This is a genomic window from Micromonospora sp. BL4, assembly GCF_003667505.1.
Lineage (GTDB): Bacteria > Actinomycetota > Actinomycetes > Mycobacteriales > Micromonosporaceae > Micromonospora.
Window position 1 is genome coordinate 13,151 of sequence record NZ_RCVJ01000209.1, and the last position, 18,565, is coordinate 31,715.

At 71.8% G+C, this 18,565-nt stretch carries 16 protein-coding genes; 3 read left to right on the forward strand and 13 right to left on the reverse strand.

Features of this window, described 5'->3' with window-relative positions:
• Positions 1 to 121: 121 nt before the first annotated feature.
• Both EAD89_RS27310 and EAD89_RS27315 read left to right on the forward strand, forming a co-directional pair.
• On the forward strand, positions 122 to 5,962 hold the full coding sequence (locus EAD89_RS27310) for a ThuA domain-containing protein (RefSeq protein ID WP_121677725.1): 5,841 nt from the start codon (positions 122 to 124) through the stop codon (positions 5,960 to 5,962).
• 71 nt (positions 5,963 to 6,033) lie between these two features.
• On the forward strand, positions 6,034 to 6,570 hold the full coding sequence (locus tag EAD89_RS27315) for a hypothetical protein (protein WP_121677731.1): 537 nt from the start codon (positions 6,034 to 6,036) through the stop codon (positions 6,568 to 6,570).
• A gap of 525 nt (positions 6,571 to 7,095) precedes the next feature.
• Here the strand turns inward: EAD89_RS27315 and EAD89_RS27320 are convergent.
• Genes EAD89_RS27320 through EAD89_RS27330 form a run of 3 tightly spaced genes read right to left on the reverse strand, consistent with a single transcriptional unit; the run spans position 7,096 to position 10,423 of the window.
• Positions 7,096 to 8,058 (reverse strand): aldo/keto reductase, encoded by a 963-nt coding sequence (locus tag EAD89_RS27320; RefSeq protein WP_199733655.1) that lies wholly within the window; start codon positions 8,056 to 8,058, stop codon positions 7,096 to 7,098.
• 38 nt (positions 8,059 to 8,096) lie between these two features.
• On the reverse strand, positions 8,097 to 9,776 hold the full coding sequence (locus tag EAD89_RS27325) for an ABC-F family ATP-binding cassette domain-containing protein (RefSeq protein ID WP_121653117.1): 1,680 nt from the start codon (positions 9,774 to 9,776) through the stop codon (positions 8,097 to 8,099).
• 41 nt (positions 9,777 to 9,817) lie between these two features.
• The gene (locus EAD89_RS27330; protein ID WP_121653118.1) at positions 9,818 to 10,423 is read right to left on the reverse strand and encodes a class I SAM-dependent methyltransferase; all 606 of its coding nucleotides are present in this window, start codon (positions 10,421 to 10,423) and stop codon (positions 9,818 to 9,820) included.
• Positions 10,424 to 10,525: 102 nt separating this feature from the next.
• Here EAD89_RS27330 and EAD89_RS27335 point away from each other — a divergent pair, with 102 nt between their 5' ends.
• Positions 10,526 to 11,599 (forward strand): hypothetical protein, encoded by a 1,074-nt coding sequence (locus EAD89_RS27335; RefSeq protein ID WP_233579205.1) that lies wholly within the window; start codon positions 10,526 to 10,528, stop codon positions 11,597 to 11,599.
• A gap of 53 nt (positions 11,600 to 11,652) precedes the next feature.
• On the opposite strand, the gene truA is transcribed toward EAD89_RS27335, so the two are convergent.
• The 10 genes from truA to map form a co-directional block, all read right to left on the reverse strand.
• Positions 11,653 to 12,483, reverse strand: a complete 831-nt coding sequence (gene truA, locus EAD89_RS27340; protein WP_121677728.1) for a tRNA pseudouridine(38-40) synthase TruA — start codon at positions 12,481 to 12,483, stop codon at positions 11,653 to 11,655.
• 68 nt (positions 12,484 to 12,551) lie between these two features.
• Positions 12,552 to 13,112, reverse strand: a complete 561-nt coding sequence (rplQ, locus tag EAD89_RS27345; RefSeq protein ID WP_121677729.1) for a 50S ribosomal protein L17 — start codon at positions 13,110 to 13,112, stop codon at positions 12,552 to 12,554.
• Positions 13,113 to 13,146: 34 nt separating this feature from the next.
• A complete protein-coding gene (locus EAD89_RS27350; RefSeq protein ID WP_074314574.1) occupies positions 13,147 to 14,169 on the reverse strand; it encodes a DNA-directed RNA polymerase subunit alpha in 1,023 nt (340 codons plus the stop codon).
• 99 nt (positions 14,170 to 14,268) lie between these two features.
• Positions 14,269 to 14,895, reverse strand: coding sequence for a 30S ribosomal protein S4 (rpsD, locus tag EAD89_RS27355; RefSeq protein WP_121653122.1), 627 nt, complete (start codon positions 14,893 to 14,895; stop codon positions 14,269 to 14,271).
• 13 nt (positions 14,896 to 14,908) lie between these two features.
• On the reverse strand, positions 14,909 to 15,316 hold the full coding sequence (gene rpsK / locus EAD89_RS27360; RefSeq protein ID WP_007073011.1) for a 30S ribosomal protein S11: 408 nt from the start codon (positions 15,314 to 15,316) through the stop codon (positions 14,909 to 14,911).
• Positions 15,317 to 15,433: 117 nt separating this feature from the next.
• Positions 15,434 to 15,814, reverse strand: a complete 381-nt coding sequence (gene rpsM, locus EAD89_RS27365) for a 30S ribosomal protein S13 (RefSeq protein ID WP_007465236.1) — start codon at positions 15,812 to 15,814, stop codon at positions 15,434 to 15,436.
• A gap of 263 nt (positions 15,815 to 16,077) precedes the next feature.
• On the reverse strand, positions 16,078 to 16,191 hold the full coding sequence (rpmJ, locus tag EAD89_RS27370; RefSeq protein WP_012184307.1) for a 50S ribosomal protein L36: 114 nt from the start codon (positions 16,189 to 16,191) through the stop codon (positions 16,078 to 16,080).
• A 91-nt stretch (positions 16,192 to 16,282) separates the two neighbouring features.
• Positions 16,283 to 16,504, reverse strand: a complete 222-nt coding sequence (gene infA, locus EAD89_RS27375; protein WP_007073013.1) for a translation initiation factor IF-1 — start codon at positions 16,502 to 16,504, stop codon at positions 16,283 to 16,285.
• A gap of 275 nt (positions 16,505 to 16,779) precedes the next feature.
• Positions 16,780 to 17,370, reverse strand: a complete 591-nt coding sequence (locus EAD89_RS27380; protein ID WP_121677730.1) for a DUF1707 domain-containing protein — start codon at positions 17,368 to 17,370, stop codon at positions 16,780 to 16,782.
• 343 nt (positions 17,371 to 17,713) lie between these two features.
• On the reverse strand, positions 17,714 to 18,565 hold the full coding sequence (map, locus tag EAD89_RS27385) for a type I methionyl aminopeptidase (protein WP_121653124.1): 852 nt from the start codon (positions 18,563 to 18,565) through the stop codon (positions 17,714 to 17,716).

Sequence of the window (18,565 nt, forward strand, 5' to 3'; positions counted from 1 at the left end):
CAGCGATTCGACAAAAATGCCGGCGTGGGCGCCCTGGCACGGCGCCCGCACCGGCTCCATCCGGGACGGTCTTCGGCGAGCCGGCCCCCGCGATCCTGTCCACCGCGACATAGGAGGCGGCGTGCCCCATTCTCGTCGTGCCCGCGTACCCATCACCGCGACCCTGATCTCCCTGGCCCTGGCCTCGACGACCCTGTTCGGCCTGCCCGCGCAGGCGGCTCCGGCCGCCGCCCAGGTCCCCCCGCGGGACGCGCGAGCCGCGGCCCCGGTCAGCCAGGTGGCGCCGAAGGCGCCAAAGGCCGCGGCCGATCCCTTCTCCGTCCTGGTGTTCTCCAAGACGGCCGGCTTCCGGCACGACTCCATTCCCACCGGACTCGCCGCCATCCAGCAACTCGGTACGGCCAACGGATTCACCGTGGACAGTTCCGAGGACGGCGGCGCGTTCACCGACGCCAATCTGGCGAAGTACAAGGCGGTGATCTGGCTCTCCACCACCGGCGACGTCCTGGACGCCGAGCAGCAGGCCGCGTTCGAGCGTTACGTGCGGGCCGGCGGCGGTTACGTCGGCATCCACGCCGCCTCGGACACCGAGTACAGCTGGGCCTGGTACGGCGACCTGGTCGGCGCGTACTTCGCCAACCACCCGGCGAACCAGCAGGCCACGGTCAAGGTCGAGGACCACGCCCACCCGTCCACCGCCGAGCTTCCGGACCGCTGGTCCCGCTTCGACGAGTGGTACAACTACCAGACCAACCCCCGGCCCGACGTGCACGTGCTGGCCAGCCTGGACGAGAAGAGCTACACCCCGGGCGCCGGCGCGATGGGCGCCGACCACCCGATCGCCTGGTGCCAGGACTTCGACGGCGGCCGCTCCTGGTACACGGGGGGCGGGCACACCCGGGAGTCGTACGCCGAGCCCGAGTTCCTCGAGCATCTGCTCGGTGGCATCCAGACGGCGGCCGGCGTGGTCGACGCCGACTGCGGCGCCTCGAAGACCGCGAGCTTCGAGAAGGTCGCCCTTGACAGCAACACCAGTAACCCGATGGAGCTGGACATCGCCCCGGACGGGCGGGTCTTCTACGTCGAGCGCGACGGCCGGGTGCAGATCGTCAAGCCAGACACCGGCAGCACCGTCACCGCCGTCGACCTGGACGTCTTCACCGGCAACGAGGACGGCCTGATCGGCATCCGGCTCGACCCGGACTTCGCCACCAACAAGTGGGTGTACCTCTACTACGCCCCGAACGACGGCATCGCGCGCAACCTGCTGTCCCGGTTCACGGTGACCGGCGACACCATCGACCCGGCCAGCGAGAAGCAGGTGCTGCGGGTCGACACCCAGCGCAACACCTGCTGCCACGCGGGCGGCAGCATGGCCTTCGACGGCGACGGCAACCTCTACCTGGCCACCGGTGACAACACCAACCCGTTCGAGTCGAGCGCGTACACGCCGATCGACGAACGGCCGGGCCGCCAGGACTTCGACGCGCAGCGCACCTCCGGCAACACCAACGACCTGCGCGGCAAGGTGATCCGGATCCACCCGGAGGACGACGGGACGTACACCGTGCCGGCGGGCAACCTCTTCGCGCCGGGCACCGACAAGACCCGGCCCGAGATCTACGCGATGGGCTTTCGCAACCCGTTCCGGATCGGCACCGACCCGGGCACCGACACCCTCTACGTCGCGGACTACGGGCCGGACGCCAACGCGGACAACCCGAACCGCGGCCCCCGGGGCCTGGTCGAGTGGAACATCGTCACCCCCGGCAACTACGGCTGGCCGTACTGCACCGGGACGAACGAGGCGTACAACGACTACACGTTCCCGTCCGGCCCGAGTGGGGCGAAGTTCGACTGCGCGGCTCCGGTGAACAACTCGCCCAACAACACCGGCCTGACCAACCTCCCGCCGGTCGTCCCGGCGACCGTCGACTACGGGTACGCCGGTGACGCGCGGTATCCGGAGATCGGCGGCGGCGGCGCCCCGATGGGCGGCCCGGTCTACCGGTACGACGCCGACCTCGACTCCGACCGGAAGTGGCCGGCGTACTACGACGGCAAGGCGCTGCTCGGCGAGTGGAACCAGTCGAAGATGTACACCATGCAGGTGACGGCCGACGGCAAGTCGTTGGTGGACATCAACCAGTTGCTCACCGGGATGAGCATGATCCGGCCGATGGACTTCGAGTTCGGCCCGGACGGCGCGCTCTACCTGATCGAGTGGGGCAGCGGCTTCGGCGGCAACAACGACAACTCCGGCATCTACCGGATCGACTACATCGCCGGTGAACGCGCGCCGATCGCGGTGGCCGCGGCCACCCCGACGTCGGGGCCCGCACCGCTGACGGTCACCTTCTCCAGCGCCGGCTCACGGGACCCGGACGGTGGCACGCTCACCTACGCCTGGGCCTTCGGCGACGGGCAGACCTCCACCGAGGCCAACCCGACGCACACGTACGCCACGGCGGGCAGCTTCACCGCCCAGCTCACCGTCACCAACCCGAAGGGCCGTACCGCGGTGGCCAACGTGCCGGTCACCGTGGGCAACACCGCGCCGACGGTGACCATCGAGTTCCCGCCCGACGGCGGCTTCTTCGACTGGGGTGACCAGGTCCGCTACACCGTCAAGGTGACCGACCCGGAGGACGGGCAGATCGACTGCGACCGGGTGCGGCTCCAGGTGCTGCTCGGTCACGACGAGCACGCCCACCCGCTGGAGCAGCACACCGGCTGCACCGGCATCGTCCAGACGTCGCTCGCCTCCGGGCACGGCGCCGAGGCGAACGTCTTCGCGGTCTTCGAGGCCACCTACACCGACGAGGGCGGCGCCGGCGGGGCCGGCCCGCTCACCGGCCGGGCGATCGAGCAGTTGCAGCCCAAGCGCAAGCAGGCCGAGTACTTCACCGCCACCGGGCGCGCGCCGGTGAGCACGGGCGGCGGCGACGCCGGCGTGCAGCGGGAGACCGGCGGCGACACCGCCGGCGGCGGCCAGAACATCGGGTTCATCGAGGACGGCGACTGGTGGTCGCTCGCCCCGGCGAACCTGACCAACGTCACCGACATCCGCTTCCGGGCCGCCTCGGCCGGCGCCGGAGGCCGGGTCGAGGTCCGCGCCGGCGCCGTCGACGGACCGGTGGTCGCCACGGCCACCGTGCCGGGCACCGGCGGGTGGCAGACGTACACGGACGTGACCGCGCCGGTGACCGGCGCCGCGAGCGGCACGCTGTACTTCGTCGCCCGGGACCCGAACGGCGGCGCGGGGTCGCTGTTCAACGTCAACTGGATGGACTTCCTCGGCCGCGGCGTCACCGAGAACGCGCCGCCGGTGGTCAGCGCCACCGCCACCCCGGCCACCGGCACCGCGCCGGTCACCGTCGCCTTCGACGGCACGGCCACCGACGCCGAGGGGAACACCCCGCTGACGTACGCCTGGGACTTCGGTGACGGCGGCACGGCGACCACCCTGGACGCCAGCCACACCTACACCAGCCCGGGAACCTTCACCGCCACTCTGACGGTGACCGACAGCGTGGGCGCGAAGTCGTACGCCACGGTGCCGGTGCGGGTGGACGCGCCGAACACGTCCTGCCTGGGGGCGCGCTCGGACGACTTCAACGGCTCCAGCCTCGACAAGGGCCGGTGGAGCAGCGTGGTCCGGGAGAACCAGCTCTACTCGGTCTCCGGCGGCGCGCTGCGGCTGCCCACCGCGGTGGGCGACCTCTACGGCGCCCGTAACGACGCCACCAACCTGGTCCTCCAGCCGGCACCGACCGGGGCCTGGCAGGTGACCACCAAGGTCACCCTGCCGGTGACGGCCAACTACCAGCAGGCCGGCATCATGGTGTACGGCGACGACGACAACTACGCCAAGCTGGACCTGCTGTACAACGGCAGCCGGCGGGTGGAGTTCATCCGGGAGACGGCCGGCACGCCGCGCAACGAGGCCGCGGACAGCACCGCCGCACCGGCGGGTGACACCGTGCACCTGCGGATCACCAGCGACGGGACGAACCTGACGGCGGCCGTCTCGGCCGACGGGCAGACCTTCACCCCGGCCGGCCGGTCGGCCGCGCTCGACGGCATCACCAAGCCGCGGATCGGGCTCTTCGCGCTCAACGGCGGCACCGAGGCGCCGGTGGTGGACGCCAGCTTCGACTGGTTCCAGATCACGCCGGACGCCCCGGCCGGGCCGGTCGTGCCGTCGGACGAGTTCACCGGCGACACGCTGGACAAGTGCCGGTGGAACGCGATCCTGCGCGAGGACCCGAACGGCTACCGGGTCACCGGTGGCGCGCTGCGCATCGACGTGCCCAACGGTGACATCTACGGCGGCGACAACACCGGGCCGAAGAACTTCATCCTCCAGACCGCGCCGTCGGGCGACTGGACCCTGGAGACGAAGGTCGACGGCAGCCTGCTGAACGAGCAGTACCAGCAGGCCGGCCTCATCGTGCAGGCGGACGACGACAACTATCTGAAGTTCGACTACATCGCGGACAACCAGGCCGGCCAGCCGGTGACGCGGCGGATCGAGTTCCGCAGCGAGATCGGCGGGGTGGTCCAGAACCCGCAGCCGGAGGCGGCCAACCTGACCGGTGCGGTGTGGCATCTGCGGCTCGCTCGCAGCGGCGACACCTTCACCGCGTCGTACTCGGCCGACGGGACGACCTGGACCGCGTTGACGACCCTCACCAACAGCGCGGTCGGCGCCACCCCGAAGGTCGGGCTGTTCACCCTCGGCGCCAACCAGACCGCCTCGAAGACCGCCGCGTTCGACTACTTCCGGTTGAGCACGGAGGTCGCCGACGAGACCGCACCGGTCACCACGGCGGCGGTCTCCGGCACCCCGACCGACGGGTGGTACACCGGGCCGGTGACGGTGACCCTCACCGCCGCCGACGAGGCCGGCGGCAGCGGGTTGGCCGGCACGGCGTACCAGCTGGACGGGGCCACCACCTGGACGGACTACACCGCTCCGGTGGCGGTCAGCGGCGACGGCGAGCACGAGCTGCGGTTCCGCTCGACCGACGAGGCGGGCAACGTGGAGTCGACGAAGACCGTCACGGTCAACATCGACGCCACCGCGCCGGTCACCTCGGCGACGTTCGCTCCGGCGAACGACGCCGGCTGGCACGACGGGACCATCCCGGTGGTGCTGACCTCGACCGACGCCGGTTCCGGTGTGAAGACGGTGGAGTGGTCGCTGGACGGTGGCGCGTGGACGCCGTACTCGACGCCGGTCGAGGTGACCGGCGACGGGCAGCACGAGCTGCTGTTCCGGTCCACCGACAAGGCGGGCAACGCCGAGACACTCAAGTCGGCGGTGCTGCGGATCGACGGCGCCAAGCCGACGCTGCTGGTCTCCGGGATCGCCGACGGCCAGCTCTACGGGGACAGCCAGGACGTCCGGGTGTCCTGGCAGGCCGTCGACCCCACCTCGGGCATCGCGACCGTGGTCGGTCGGTTGAACGGCCGGGCGTACGCCAGCGGCACCCTGCAGGCCATGTACGAGCTGCCGCTCGGCCTGCACGAGCTGGTCGTCACCGCGACCGACAAGGCGGGCAACGAGACCACCTCGACGGTCCGGTTCTTCGTCACCACCTCGTTCCGGGACATGCAGAACCTGCTGGACCGGTTCAAGGCGACGGGGCGGCTCTCGGCCAAGGCGCACAAGCAGTTGACGGCGAAGCTCGACGCGGCCCGCAAGGCCGAGGCGGCCGGCAACGACACGAAGGCGGTCAAGCAGCTGACCGAGTTCCGGACGCTCGCCGCCGACTCCGCCCTGGTGGGCGAGGGGGAGATCCGGGACGTCCTGGTCCGGGACGCCGACGCCATGATCGTCCGGCTCGGCGGCACGGCCAGCAAGGCCGGGGTACGGGCCAACGACGGCGAACCGGTCAAGGGCGCCGGACGGCTCGGTGGCGACGCCACCCGGCTCGCCCCCGGTCGCCAGCTCTGATCCGACCGGGCCCCTCCCCGACGCTCCGGCGTCGGGGAGGGGCCTCCCTCATCGGTAGTGAGGAGATGTCCGTGACGGGTATCCGCAAGGTGCTGGCCGCCGTTCTCGTCGGGCTGGCGCTGACCCTGCTCTCCGCCACCCCGGCGGCCGCCCGGGCCGACAAACTCAAGCTGACGGTGGCCGGCGACGGCGCCGAGGGAGTCACCATCCAGGCCAGCTACGCCGATGGCCGCCGGCTGGAGCAGGTGGTGCGGTTGGTCCTCACCGCCAGCGGACCGGACGGGCGGAAGATCGGGCCGGTGCAGCTGGATCCGCAGCCCGAGGGGCACGGCTTCTACAGCAGCGGTCCGGTGCTCTCCGCCGGCACGTGGAAGGTGACGGTGAACTCCCTCGCTCCGCTGCGCAGCGAGGCCACCGCCACGGTGCAGGCCCGGGCGGCACAGACACCGCCGGCGCCCGCGCCCGTCGCGGTGACCGGGCCGGCGGACGGAACCGCCGGACGCGAGGCGGGCGCCGGCTGGTGGCCGTTCGCGGCGGCCGGCCTGGTGCTCGTCGCCGCGGCGATGGGGGTGGCCATGCTGTTCGGCCGCCGCCGCACCACCGACTGACCGACCAACCCGCCGGCCGACCAACCGGCGCTCCGAGTGACCGACCGGCCCATCGGTCCGACCAAACCGGCGGTCCGACCAACGCGCCGGCCCCAACCGGCGCTCCGAGTGACCGACCAGCCCGCCGGCTGACCGACGGGCGCTCCGAGTGACCGACCAGCGCTCCGGCGCCCGTCGGACGACCGGGCCGGGCCGCTCGTCGCGGCCCGGCCCGGTGCTGTCTGATCGGCACGTGATCGACTCGACATCCCTGAAACCGGGGCCTTCCCGACCGCGGGACACCCCGATTTCAAGGAACGCGAGTGGATCAAGCGCGCTGCGCACCGCAAGGCGCGCGGCGCGCACCCACGCGGCGCACACCCACGCGGCGCACACCCACGCGGCACACACCCACGCGGCGCACACCCACGCGGCACACACCCACGCGGCGCACACCCACGCGGCGCACACCCACGCGGCGCACACCCACGCGGCGCACACCCACGCGGCGCGCACCCACGCGGCGCGCACCCCGCGCGGCGCGGATCAGAGGACGGCGCGCAGCGCGGCCAGGTCCTCGTCGGTGGGCTCCCACGTGCCGGCGGCGGCGTTGGCGTGCACCTGCTCGGGCGTGGTGGCGCCGGCGATCACCGAGGTCACCGCGGGCTGGGCGGCCAGCCCGCCGATCGCCACCTGGAGCATGGTCAGCCCTCGCTCGGCCGCGTACGCCTCGATCGCCTCGATGGTGTCCCAGTCGGCCGCGGCGAGTCGCTCCGCGTACCGGCCACCGCCGGAGAGCCGGCTGCCGGCCGGCGGCGGACCGGAACGCTTGTACTTGCCGGTGAGCAGGCCGTTGGCGAGCGGGAAGAACGGCAGCATGCCCAGGCCGAACCGCTCGCAGGCCGGGATCACCTCGGTCTCCACGGACCGCTCCACCAGGCTGTAGTGGTTCTGCGCGCTGATGAAGCGGGCCCGGCCGTTGGACGAGGCGACCCAGTCCGCGTCGGCGATCTGCCAGCCGGCGAAGTTCGAGTTGCCCAGGTAGCGCACCTTGCCGTCGCGGACCAGGTCGTCCAGGGCGGCGAGCGTCTCGTCGATCGGCGTGCCCGGGTCGGGCTCGTGCATCTGGTACAGGTCGATGTGGTCGGTGCCGAGGCGGCGCAGCGACGCCTCCACCGCGCGGGCGATGTAGCGCCGCGCCCCCCGGGCACCGAAGTCCGGCCCGTTGAGGCCGTTCATGTCCATGCCGAACTTGGTGGCCACCACCACGTCGTCCCGGCGTCCCTTGAGCGCCTGCCCGAGCAGCTCCTCGGAGCTGCCCTGCGGTTCGCCGTAGATGTCGGCGGTGTCGAACAGGGTGATCCCGGCGTCCAGGGCGGCGTCCACCACCGCGCGGGTGCCGTCGAGGTCGAGCTTGCGGCCAAAGTTGTTGCAGCCGATGCCGACCACGGACACCACGAGCCCGGAGTCGCCCAGCCGGCGATAGGTCATCTCAGTCACGAGATCCACCCTATGCCGGCCGGACGTATCGACAGCCCGGGGACCGATCAGCCCACGTCCCAGACCGGCTCCGGGGTCTCCACCACCTCGCTGTCCCCGCGGAACAGCACGAAGCGGTCGAAGGAGCGGGTGAACCAGCGGTCGTGGGTGACCGCAATCACGGTCCCCTCGAACGCGTTCAGGCCCGCCTCCAACGCCTCGGCGCTGGCCAGGTCGAGGTTGTCGGTGGGCTCGTCGAGCAGCAGCAGGGTCGCCCCGGACAGCTCCAGCAGCAGCACCAGGAACCGGGCCTGCTGCCCGCCGGAGAGGGTGCCGAAACGCTGGTCGCCCTGCCCGGCCAGCTCGTAGCGGCTGAGCACCCCCATCGCCGCGTGCCGGTCCATTCCGGTCCGGTGCTCGTCGCCCCGCCAGAGGATCTCGACGAGCGTCTTCGACATCAGCTCGGGCCGGTCGTGGGTCTGGGAGAAGTGCCCCGGTCGCACCCGGGCGCCGAGCCGGGCCGTGCCGTCGTGCGCCACCGGGGCGAGGGCGGCCGCGCCGTCGACCGGCCCGTTGGCCGGGTCGGGGTCGCTGCCGCCCCGGGCCAGCAGCCGCAGGAAGTGCGACTTGCCGGTGCCGTTGGCCCCGAGCACCGCCACCCGGTCGCCGTACCAGATCTCCAGGTCGAAGGGGTAGGTCAGGCCGTCCAACTCCAGCTGCTCGCAGACCACCGCGCGCTTGCCGGTCCGCCCGCCGGTCAGCCGCATCCGGATGTCCTGGTCCTTCGGGGGTACGGGCGGCGGCCCGGCCTCCTCGAACTTGCGCAGCCGGGTCTGCGCGGCCTGGTACCGCGAGGCGAGCCCGTCGTTGTACGCCGCCTTCTGCTTGTACATGAGCATCAGCTCGCGCAGCTTCTGGTGCTCCTCGTCCCAACGTCGGCGCAGCTCGTCGAGGCGGGCGTGCCGGGCCACCCGCGCCTCGTGCCAGCTGGCGAAGCCGCCCGGGTGCACCCAGGCGCTGCCGCCTTCCACGGCGACCACCCGGTCGGCGGTCTGTGCCAGCAGCTCACGGTCGTGCGAGACGTAGAGCACGGACTTCGTCGACTCGCGCAGCCGCGCCTCCAGCCAGCGCTTGCCGGGCACGTCGAGGAAGTTGTCCGGCTCGTCGAGCAGCAGCACCTCGTCCGGGCCGCGCAGCAGCAGCTCCAGCGCGAAGCGCTTCTGCTGCCCACCGGAGAGGGTGCGTACCGGTCGCTCCCGGACGGCGTCCCAGGGCTGGTCGAGCACGATGGTGGCGACGGTGTCGAAGAGCACCTCGGCGTCGTACCCGCCGGCCTCGCCCCAGGCGCCCAGCGCGTCGGCGTACGCCAGCTGGGCCTTGCCGGCCGCGGTGCTGTACTTGCCGCGGACCTCGGCCGCCCGCATGGCCGCCTCGGTCTCGCCGAGCCGCCGGCCGGCCTCGCGCAGCGGCGGCGGGGCCAGCGACAGCGCCAGGTCGGCGAGTGTCGACTCGTCGCCGATCATGCCGATGAACTGGCGCATCACGCCCAGCCCACCGGCTCGCGCGACGGCGCCGGTACGCACCGGCAGGTCACCGGCGACCATCCGCAGCAGTGTCGTCTTACCCGCGCCGTTCGGCCCGACCAGGGCGATCTTGCCGCCCTCCCCGACCCGGAACGACACGTCGGCGAAGAGTTCCCGACCGTCGGGCAGGATGTGCCCGACCGCTGCCACGTCCACGTATCCCACGCCGGGATCCTGCCCCAGCAGGGGCCGGCCGGTACATCCAATTACCGGGTGACCCGCAGCACCCGGAAGCCCTTCTGGCTGGCGTGCCGCTCGACCTGCCAGCTCTGGTCGGTGAGCCAGCGGTGCAGCGAGTCGCCACCGAGGTGCCGGGCGACCACCAGCCAGCCGACGCCGTCCGGGGCGAGGCGGGGCAGCCAGCGCAGCAGCAGGTCGTGCAACCCGTCCTTGCCGATCCGGATCGGCGGGTTGGACCAGAGCTGGGCGAAGCGAAGCTCTGCCGGCACGTCGTCCGGTGCGCGGACCCGGACCCGGTCTCCGGCGCCGACCCGGGCCGCGTTGGCCGCGGTCAGGTCGCGGGCGCGGGCGTTGACGTCGACCGCCCAGACGGTGCTCGCCGGGGCCAGGTCGGCCAGCACGCAGGTGATCGGGCCGAACCCGCAGCCGAGGTCGAGCAGGTCGCCGGTGGTGGCCACGGTGGGCAGCTCGGCCTTGCGCAGGAGCACTGCGGTGCCCGGGTCGAGACGGCTGGCGGAGAAGACGCCACCGGCCGAGGCGAGGCGGTAGTCGCGGTCGGCGACGGAGAACTCGACCTCGCGCGGCGGGGCGTCGCTGGCGGGCTGAGCGGTGAAGTAGTGGTCGCCGGTCACGCCGGCAATTCTCGCATCGGTCGAGGCACGCTCCGACACGGCCCACACCTACATTTCCCGTTATTACCCCCTAAAGGGACAATGCCTCCTACTCTGGGCGGCATGGTGTATCGGTACGAGTCCGATGAGGACGCTTTCGCGGAGTACCCGGATGACGGGTCCGACCTGTCCGTGCCCGGCGGTCCGCCTCCGCCGGCCGGGCCCTCGCCGTCGCGCTTCCCGACCCCGTCGCTGCGCCGGACGAACCAGATCGCGCTGCCGTCGTCCCCTCCGCCGCCGGCCCGTGCCGAGATTCCGCCCGCCGCGCCGCCCGCCGCGCCACGCGACCAGGTCTACAGCTCGGCAGAGCCGATCGAGCCGTCCTCCCGCCGGGGCGGTGGCCGGCTCTGGCAGGTGCTGATCGGCGGCGCGGCCGTGCTGGTCCTCCTCGCACTCTGCGGCCTGGGCGCCGCCGCGCTGCTGGTGGAGCGCGACCCACAGCCGCAGGCCACCCCGACGTACCAGCCGAACGCCGCCGCGTCCGCCCCCACGGAGGAACGGCAGGACCTCGACTCCCGGGACACCGACCAGGCACCGCTCACCGCCAAGGAACTCTTCCCCGCCAAGGAGCTGAAGGTCACCGACGGCCAGCCGGGCTACCAGGTGCTCACGAAACACTCGAGCGGCAGTTGCGCCGTCGCCGCCACCGGCGAGGTCGCCGACCTACTGGTCCGGCTCGGCTGCAACCAGGTGGTCCGGGCCACGCTGCGGGCACCCGGCGGCGACCATCTCGTCACCACCGGGCTGTTCAACCTCACCGACAAGGTGAGCGCGGAACGGGCCCGGGACCGGATCCGGCAACTGCTCGACGAGCGGCAGGGCCGGTTCCGGGGGCTGGTCGGCAAGGAAGGCGACGGCACCGAGGTGGTGGCCACCGCCCCGGCCCGGGTCGGTTGGCAGGTCCGCGGCCACTACCTGGCGTACGCGCTGGTGGTCCGCACGGACGGCGTCGCCGTCAAGTCCGGCGACACCACGATCCGGGAGATCCTGTTCGACATGATCGAGCTGCACCTCAGCCGGGGTGTGCTGCAACGGCGGGCCGACGGCGGCACGGCCGCGCAGCCGACGGTGGCGCCGACCGGGAGCAGCGGCAGCCAGAGCGGCAGCACCGGCGACGACGAACTACCGGGCGACTGACCGCACCCCCGCCGTCCGCGGTCACCGCGACGGGACGTCCGCGCTCGGCGCGGTCAGCCCTCCACGGGGACCCGCAGCCGGCGGGTGAGGTCGGCGCGGCGGGCGTACTCGGCCGGATCGGCCGGGTAGCCGACCTCGACCAGGGTCAGCCCGTGCGCCGGGGCCACGGTCACCTCGCTGGACCGCTCCCGACGGGTCAGCAGGGTGCCCGGCCACTCCACCGGGCGGCGGCCGTCCCCGGCCACCAGCATCGCGCCCACCAGGCTGCGCACCATCGCCTGGCAGAACGCGTCCGCCTGCACGGTGGCGACCAGGATGCCGTCCGGGTCGCGGCGCCAGTCCAGCCGGGTCACCTCGCGCAGCGTCGTCGCGTTCTCCTTGCGCCGGCAGTACGCGGCGAAGTCGTGCTCCCCCACCAGGCCGGCCGCCGCGGCGTTCAGCGCCGCCAGGTCCAGGGGCCTCGGCCAGGCCAGCACCTCGTGCCGGCGCAGCGGCTCCGCGCCGTACCGGGCGTCGGTGACCCGGTACTCGTAGCGGCGGAAGGTGGCCGAGAACCGGGCGTCGAAGTCGGCAGGCACCTCGGTCATCTCCCGCACCCGGACGTCGGTGGGGAGCAGCCGGGCCAGCCGTCGCAGGAGCCGACCCTCGTGCTGCCGCCACACCTCGGCGGGCAGGTCGAGGTGGCAGACCTGCCCGGTGGCGTGGACCCCCGCGTCGGTCCGCCCGGCGACGGTCATTCCGGTGGCCGTGCCGGCGCCGAGGACCAGGTCCAGGGTCTCGACGAGCACCCCGGCGACGGTGCGCCGGGTCGGTTGGGCGGCCCAGCCGGAGAAGCCGGTGCCGTCGTACGAGACATCCAGCCGCAGCCGGATCCGCTCGTCCACCTCGTACCTCCTGTTACGGGTCGGGCCCGGCACCCCGATGGGGTGCCGGGCCCGAACGATGCCCGAGATCAGGCCTTGTTCTCCTCGGTGGCGAGGTCGCTGTCCTCGCGCGCCTCGGCGGTGTCGCCGGACGCCGAGACCGGCGGCTCCGCATCCTGGTCGGAGTTCTCCGACCGCGGGGCCTCCTCAGCCGGGGCGAGCGCCTCGACCTTGTCCTGCTGCGCGGCCTTGCGGGCGGCGGTCTTCTTGTTCGCCTTCGGCTCGGCGACCTGAAGCTCCTCCACCAGCTCGATGACCACCATCGGCGCGTTGTCACCCTTGCGCGGACCGGTCTTCACGATCCGGGTGTAACCGCCGGGGCGGTTGGCGTACCGGGGCGCGATCTGGTCGAACAGGGCGTAGACAACGTCCTTGTCCTTGACCACGCCCAGCACCCGCCGCCGTGCGGCCAGGTCACCGCGCTTGGCCTTGGTGATGAGCTGCTCGGCCAGCGGACGCAGCCGCCGGGCCTTCGTCTCGGTGGTCTTGATCTTGCCGTGCTGGAACAGCGCGGTGGCCAGGTTGGCCAGCATCAGCCGCTCGTGCGCGGGGCTGCCGCCGAGGCGGGGGCCCTTGGTGGGCGTGGGCATGCTTGGTGCTCCTCAGTTGTGGCGGCAGCGCGGACTAGAGCTGCTCGGTCTCGCGGTAGTCGTCGGTGTCGTAGTCGGCCTCGCCGAAGGTGTCCACGACGTGCGCCGGGTCGAAGTTCGGGGCCGAGTCCTTCAGCCCGAGACCCATCCCGGCGAGCTTCATCTTGACCTCGTCGATCGACTTCTGACCGAAGTTGCGGATGTCGAGGAGGTCGGCCTCGGTACGCCCGATGAGCTCACCAACGGTGTTGATGCCCTCGCGCTTGAGGCAGTTGTAGGAGCGAACGGTGAGGTCCAGCTCCTCGATCGGCAGGGCGAGGTCCGCCGCCAGCTGGGCGTCCTGCGGGGACGGCCCGATGTCGATACCCTCGGCGGTCTCGTCCAGCTCCCGGGCCAGACCGAACAGCTCCACCAGCGTCGAACCGGCGGAGGCCAGCGCGGTACGCGGGCCCATCGACGGCTTGGTCTCGACGTCGATGATCAGCCGGTCGAAGTCGGTCCGCTGCTCGACGCGGGTCGCCTCGACGCGGTAGGTCACCTTCAGCACCGGCGAGTAGATCGAGTCGACCGGGATACGGCCGATCTCGGCGCCGGACTGCTTGTTCTGCGCCGCCGTCACGTAACCCCGGCCCCGCTCGACGGTCAGCTCCATGTCGAGCCGACCCTTGCCGTTGAGGGTGGCGAGCTTCAGATCCGGGTTGTGCACCGAGACGCCGGCCGGGGGCTGGATGTCACCCGCGGTCACGTCGCCCGGGCCCTGCTTGCGCAGGTACATGCTGACCGGCTCGTCGTGCTCGGAGCTGACCGTGAGCTCCTTGATGTTCATGACGAGCTCGACCACGTCCTCCTTGACACCGGGGATCGTGGTGAACTCGTGCAGCACGCCGTCGATCTTGATCGACGTCACCGCCGCGCCCGGGATCGACGACAGCAGCGTGCGCCGCAGCGAGTTGCCCAGGGTGTAGCCGAAGCCCGGCTCGAGCGGCTCGATGGCGAACCGGGAGCGGGTCTCGCTGATCGACTCCTCAGAGAGGGACGGTCGCTGGCTGATGAGCATGTCTTCTCTTCTCTTCCGGGGCGCCCGCTATTTGACGCCCACGACACAAACTGTTCCGGTGGCCCGCCCTGGAGGGCGGGCCACCGCAACGAGCTCTGACTACTTGGAGTAGAGCTCGACGATCAGCTGCTCCTGGACCTGCGTGTCGATGACCTGCCGGGCCGGGAGCGAGTGCACCAGGATCTTCATCTGGCTGGGGATGGCCTCGAGCCAGGCCGGGACCGCGCGCGAGCCCGCCTGAGCCTGCGCCACGACGAACGGGGTGAGCTCCTTGCTCTTGCCCCGGACCTCGATGATGTCGTGCTCCTTGACGCGGTACGACGGGATGTCGACCTTCTTGCCGTTCACCGTGAAGTGACCGTGCTTCACCAGCTGGCGGGCCATGTCCCGCGAGTGGGCGTAGCCGGCCCGGTAAACGACGTTGTCAAGCCGCGACTCGAGGATCTGCAGGAGGACCTCACCGGTCTTGGCCTGCTTGCCAACGGCTTCCTCGTAGTAACCGCGGAACTGCTTCTCCAGCACGCCGTAGACGCGGCGGGCCTTCTGCTTCTCACGGAGCTGGAGCAGGTACTCCGTCTCCTTGGTGCGGCCGCGGCCGTGCTGCCCGGGCGGGAACGGCCGGGACTCGAACGGGCACTTCGGACCATCGCACTTGCTGCCCTTGAGGAACAGCTTCATCTTCTCCCGCCGGCAACGGCGGCAGTCAGCACCGGTGTAACGAGCCATCTCTCTCTACCTCTCAGACCCGGCGACGCTTCGGCGGACGGCATCCGTTGTGCGGCTGCGGGGTGACGTCGGAGATCTGCCCGACCTCGAGGCCCACGGCCTGCAGCGAACGGATGGCGGTCTCCCGGCCGGAGCCGGGGCCCTTGACAAACACGTCGACCTTGCGCATGCCGTGCTCCATGGCCCGACGCGCGGCGGCCTCGGCGGCCAGCTGCGCGGCGAACGGAGTCGACTTGCGGGAGCCCTTGAAGCCCACCTGGCCAGCGGAGGCCCAGGAGATGACCGCACCGGTCGGGTCCGTGATGGACACGATGGTGTTGTTGAACGTGCTCTTGATGTGCGCCTGCCCGTGGGCGACGTTCTTGCGTTCCTTGCGCCGGACCTTCTTTACAGCGGCTCCGGCACGAGCCTTCGGTGGCATAAGTCTGTGCGCTCCTGAATGGGTTCTGGCTTGTCGCCCCGTTGATTACGTAGACACCGGTTCCGGTTGGAGCCCGGCCTACATCGGCGGAGAGCGACCAGAATTCCGGTTTAAGAATTACTTCTTGCCGGGCTTCTTCTTGCCGGCGACGGTCCGCTTCGGGCCCTTCCGGGTCCGGGCGTTGGTCTTGGTCCGCTGGCCACGCACGGGCAGGCCCCGGCGGTGCCGGATGCCGGCGTAGCAGCCGATCTCAACCTTGCGGCGGATGTCAGCGGCGACCTCGCGGCGCAGGTCGCCTTCAACCTTGTAGTTGCCCTCGATGTGGTCGCGGAGCTGCACGAGCTCCTCGTCCGTGAGGTCCCGAGCGCGCTTGTCCGGCGAGATGCCGGTGGCGGCGAGTGTCTCCAGGGCGCGGGTACGACCGACCCCGAAGATGTAGGTGAGCGCGATCTCCATCCGCTTCTCGCGGGGGAGGTCCACGCCGACTAGACGTGCCATGTGCGGGCGTACTCCTCGTGATGTGTGGCGGAGGTGTGGACCCGTCCCACCCCGCTACCGGCCGTCCCGTCTTTCCGACGCTGTCAGCGCCGGCGACCGGGATCGGTCGCTGCCCAAGCGGGCCCCGGCCTCCGACCGGGGGTCAGCCACGCAGGAGTACGTCTCGCGTACCGCTCGTGGCTGGGACGAGCATGTGTGTTGTGTGTCGCTGGGGATCTGCCCGGGCCAACACCATCCGGCCGCGTTCGGCCGGATGGGCAGAATCAGCCCTGGCGCTGCTTGTGGCGCGGGTCGGTGCAGATGACCATGACCCGGCCGTGCCGGCGGATCACCCGGCACTTGTTGCAGATCCTCTTGACGCTCGGCTTGACCTTCACGGTTGCCTTACTTCCCATCTGGCCCGGGGACGCGCGAAGCGCGAGACCGGACGTCGAAGACGGACACGGGACTTCCCGGCCGTCGTCAGGACTACTTGTAGCGGTAGACGATGCGCCCGCGGGTCAGGTCGTACGGCGAGAGTTCGACGACGACCCGGTCCTCCGGCAGGATGCGGATGTAGTGCTGCCGCATCTTGCCGCTGATGTGAGCCAGCACCTTGTGGCCGTTCGCGAGCTCCACCCGGAACATGGCGTTCGGCAGGGGCTCGATGACCCGACCCTCGATCTCAATGGCTCCGTCTTTTTTCGGCATGTCCTCCGCTGTCCTGACGTCGATTGCTCCGGGCGGCCCACAACGCCTTACACGGGTAACTGACCAAGATCAGAAAGCCCGCGCCAGCCGCGGCTCCAGCTCCCACCGAAGCGCAGGGTGGGCATGCCGGAGTGGACGCTGTGCGCCGATCAGAAAGTGTACGCCGGCCTGCGCGTGGTCGCCAAACCGGCCACCCACCGCACGCTGTGTCGGTGCCGCTCCCCCGGTCCGGGCTCCCGATGATCTCCGTCGACGCCGGCTCGCCCGCCCGCGGGTCAGCCCGCCGGGCGCGGCTCGTCCCGTTCGTCTGGTTCACCGGCGCGCAGCTCCCGCCGCCGTTCCCGCTTCGCCCGCTTGCGCTCCCGGCGGCGTTGCCGCTCGATCGCCTGGCGCCGGGGCTCTCCCCCGGCCAGCCCGGTGACCGTGCGGACCACCAGCACCGCGCCCCACGGACCGGCCACCCAGGCCGGCCAGAAGTAGAGCAGGTCCCGGCTGAGCAGCGAGGTCACCGCCCAGATGGTCACCACGATGGCGATCACCTTCAGGTACGGCAGCCACACCTCGGCCAGCCAGCGCGCCGTGACCCCACCGGCCGCCGCGACGGGACGGCCCGCCACAGCGCCGTCCAGCGGCCCGGCGGCCGGCGCGGTGACCGGCGCCAGCGTCGAGTGCTCCGGGGGCGCTACCGGTGGCAGATCGGTCAGCAGGGCGTCCAGTTCGGCATAGGTGCGCGCGGCGTAGGCCCGCTGCAACCGCTCGTCGTACTCGTGCAGGTCCAGTCGGCCCTCGCCGAGGGCCACCCGCAGCCGATCGGCAACCGCCTCACGGTCCGAGTCCGCGGCTCGCATCCCGTCGCGCCCGTTCATGCCGGCAAGCATGCCACCGTCACGCCAGTGGCGTCGGACCCGATCGCCCCTTGATCCACCCGGGTCGGCCCGCTGTGGTCGCGGCCCGCCGGCGCTCCCCCGTCCGAGCCGGGACATCGCCCGCCGCGGTTGACCGGTCCTCCCCCGCGCTCCCATCCGGGTGGCTGGAATCACATCCGCGGTGGGTCGACCGGTGCCGCCGCGCCCCCGGCGGGACCGCCCGAGACCAGGCCGCCGGGCCCGCCGCGCTCCCGGCCGGACCGCCCGAGACCAGGCCGCCGGGCCCGCCGCGCTCCCGGCCGGACCGCCAGGACCAGGCCGCCGGGTTATGCGATCGGGGCGGTCAGGACGCGGTCGAGGCGGCCGGCTGCCGCGCGGTGACCAGATCGCCGAGTCGGGCCCGGCCGCCGTCGAACGCGGTGAGCACCCAGACGCCGTCCGGCAACAGCGCCATCGAATGCTCGACGTGCGCCGCCACCGACCCGTCCCGGGTGACGACCGTCCAGCCGTCGGCCAGCTCGACCGTACGCGGCGACGCCATCGTGATCATCGGCTCGATGGCCAGCGCCATGCCGGGGACCAGCCGGGGGCCCTTGCCGGGCCGGCCGTGGTTGAGCACGTGCGGGTCCTGGTGCATCTCCGTGCCGATGCCGTGCCCGCCGTAGCCGTCGACGATGCCGTACCGGCCGCCCTTGCGGACCGCGCTCTCCACAGCGTGCGAGATGTCGGTGAGCCGCCCCTTGCCGCTGGCCGAGCCACGCGCGGCGGCGGCGATGCCGGCCCACATCGCGTCCTCGGCGACCTCGGCCATCTTGAGCAGCGCCGGGTCGACGTCACCCACCCCGACGGTGATCGCGGAGTCGCCATGCCACCCGTTCAGCACCGCACCGCAGTCGATGGAGATCAGATCGCCGTCCCGCAGCACCTGCTTTGGCGAGGGGATGGCGTGCACGATCTGCTCGTTCACCGAGGAGCAGATCGACGCGGGAAAGCCGTGGTAACCCTTGAACGACGGGACGCCACCCGCCTCGCGGATGGTCGACTCGGCGATGGCATCCAGGTCGGCGGTGCTCACACCGGGCGCCACCGCCTCGCGCATCCGGCGCAGCGCCTCGGCCACCACCAGCCCGGCGGCCCGCATCTTCTCGATCTGGTCAGGGGTCTTCAGCTGGATGTCCAGCTGGGGACGACGCAT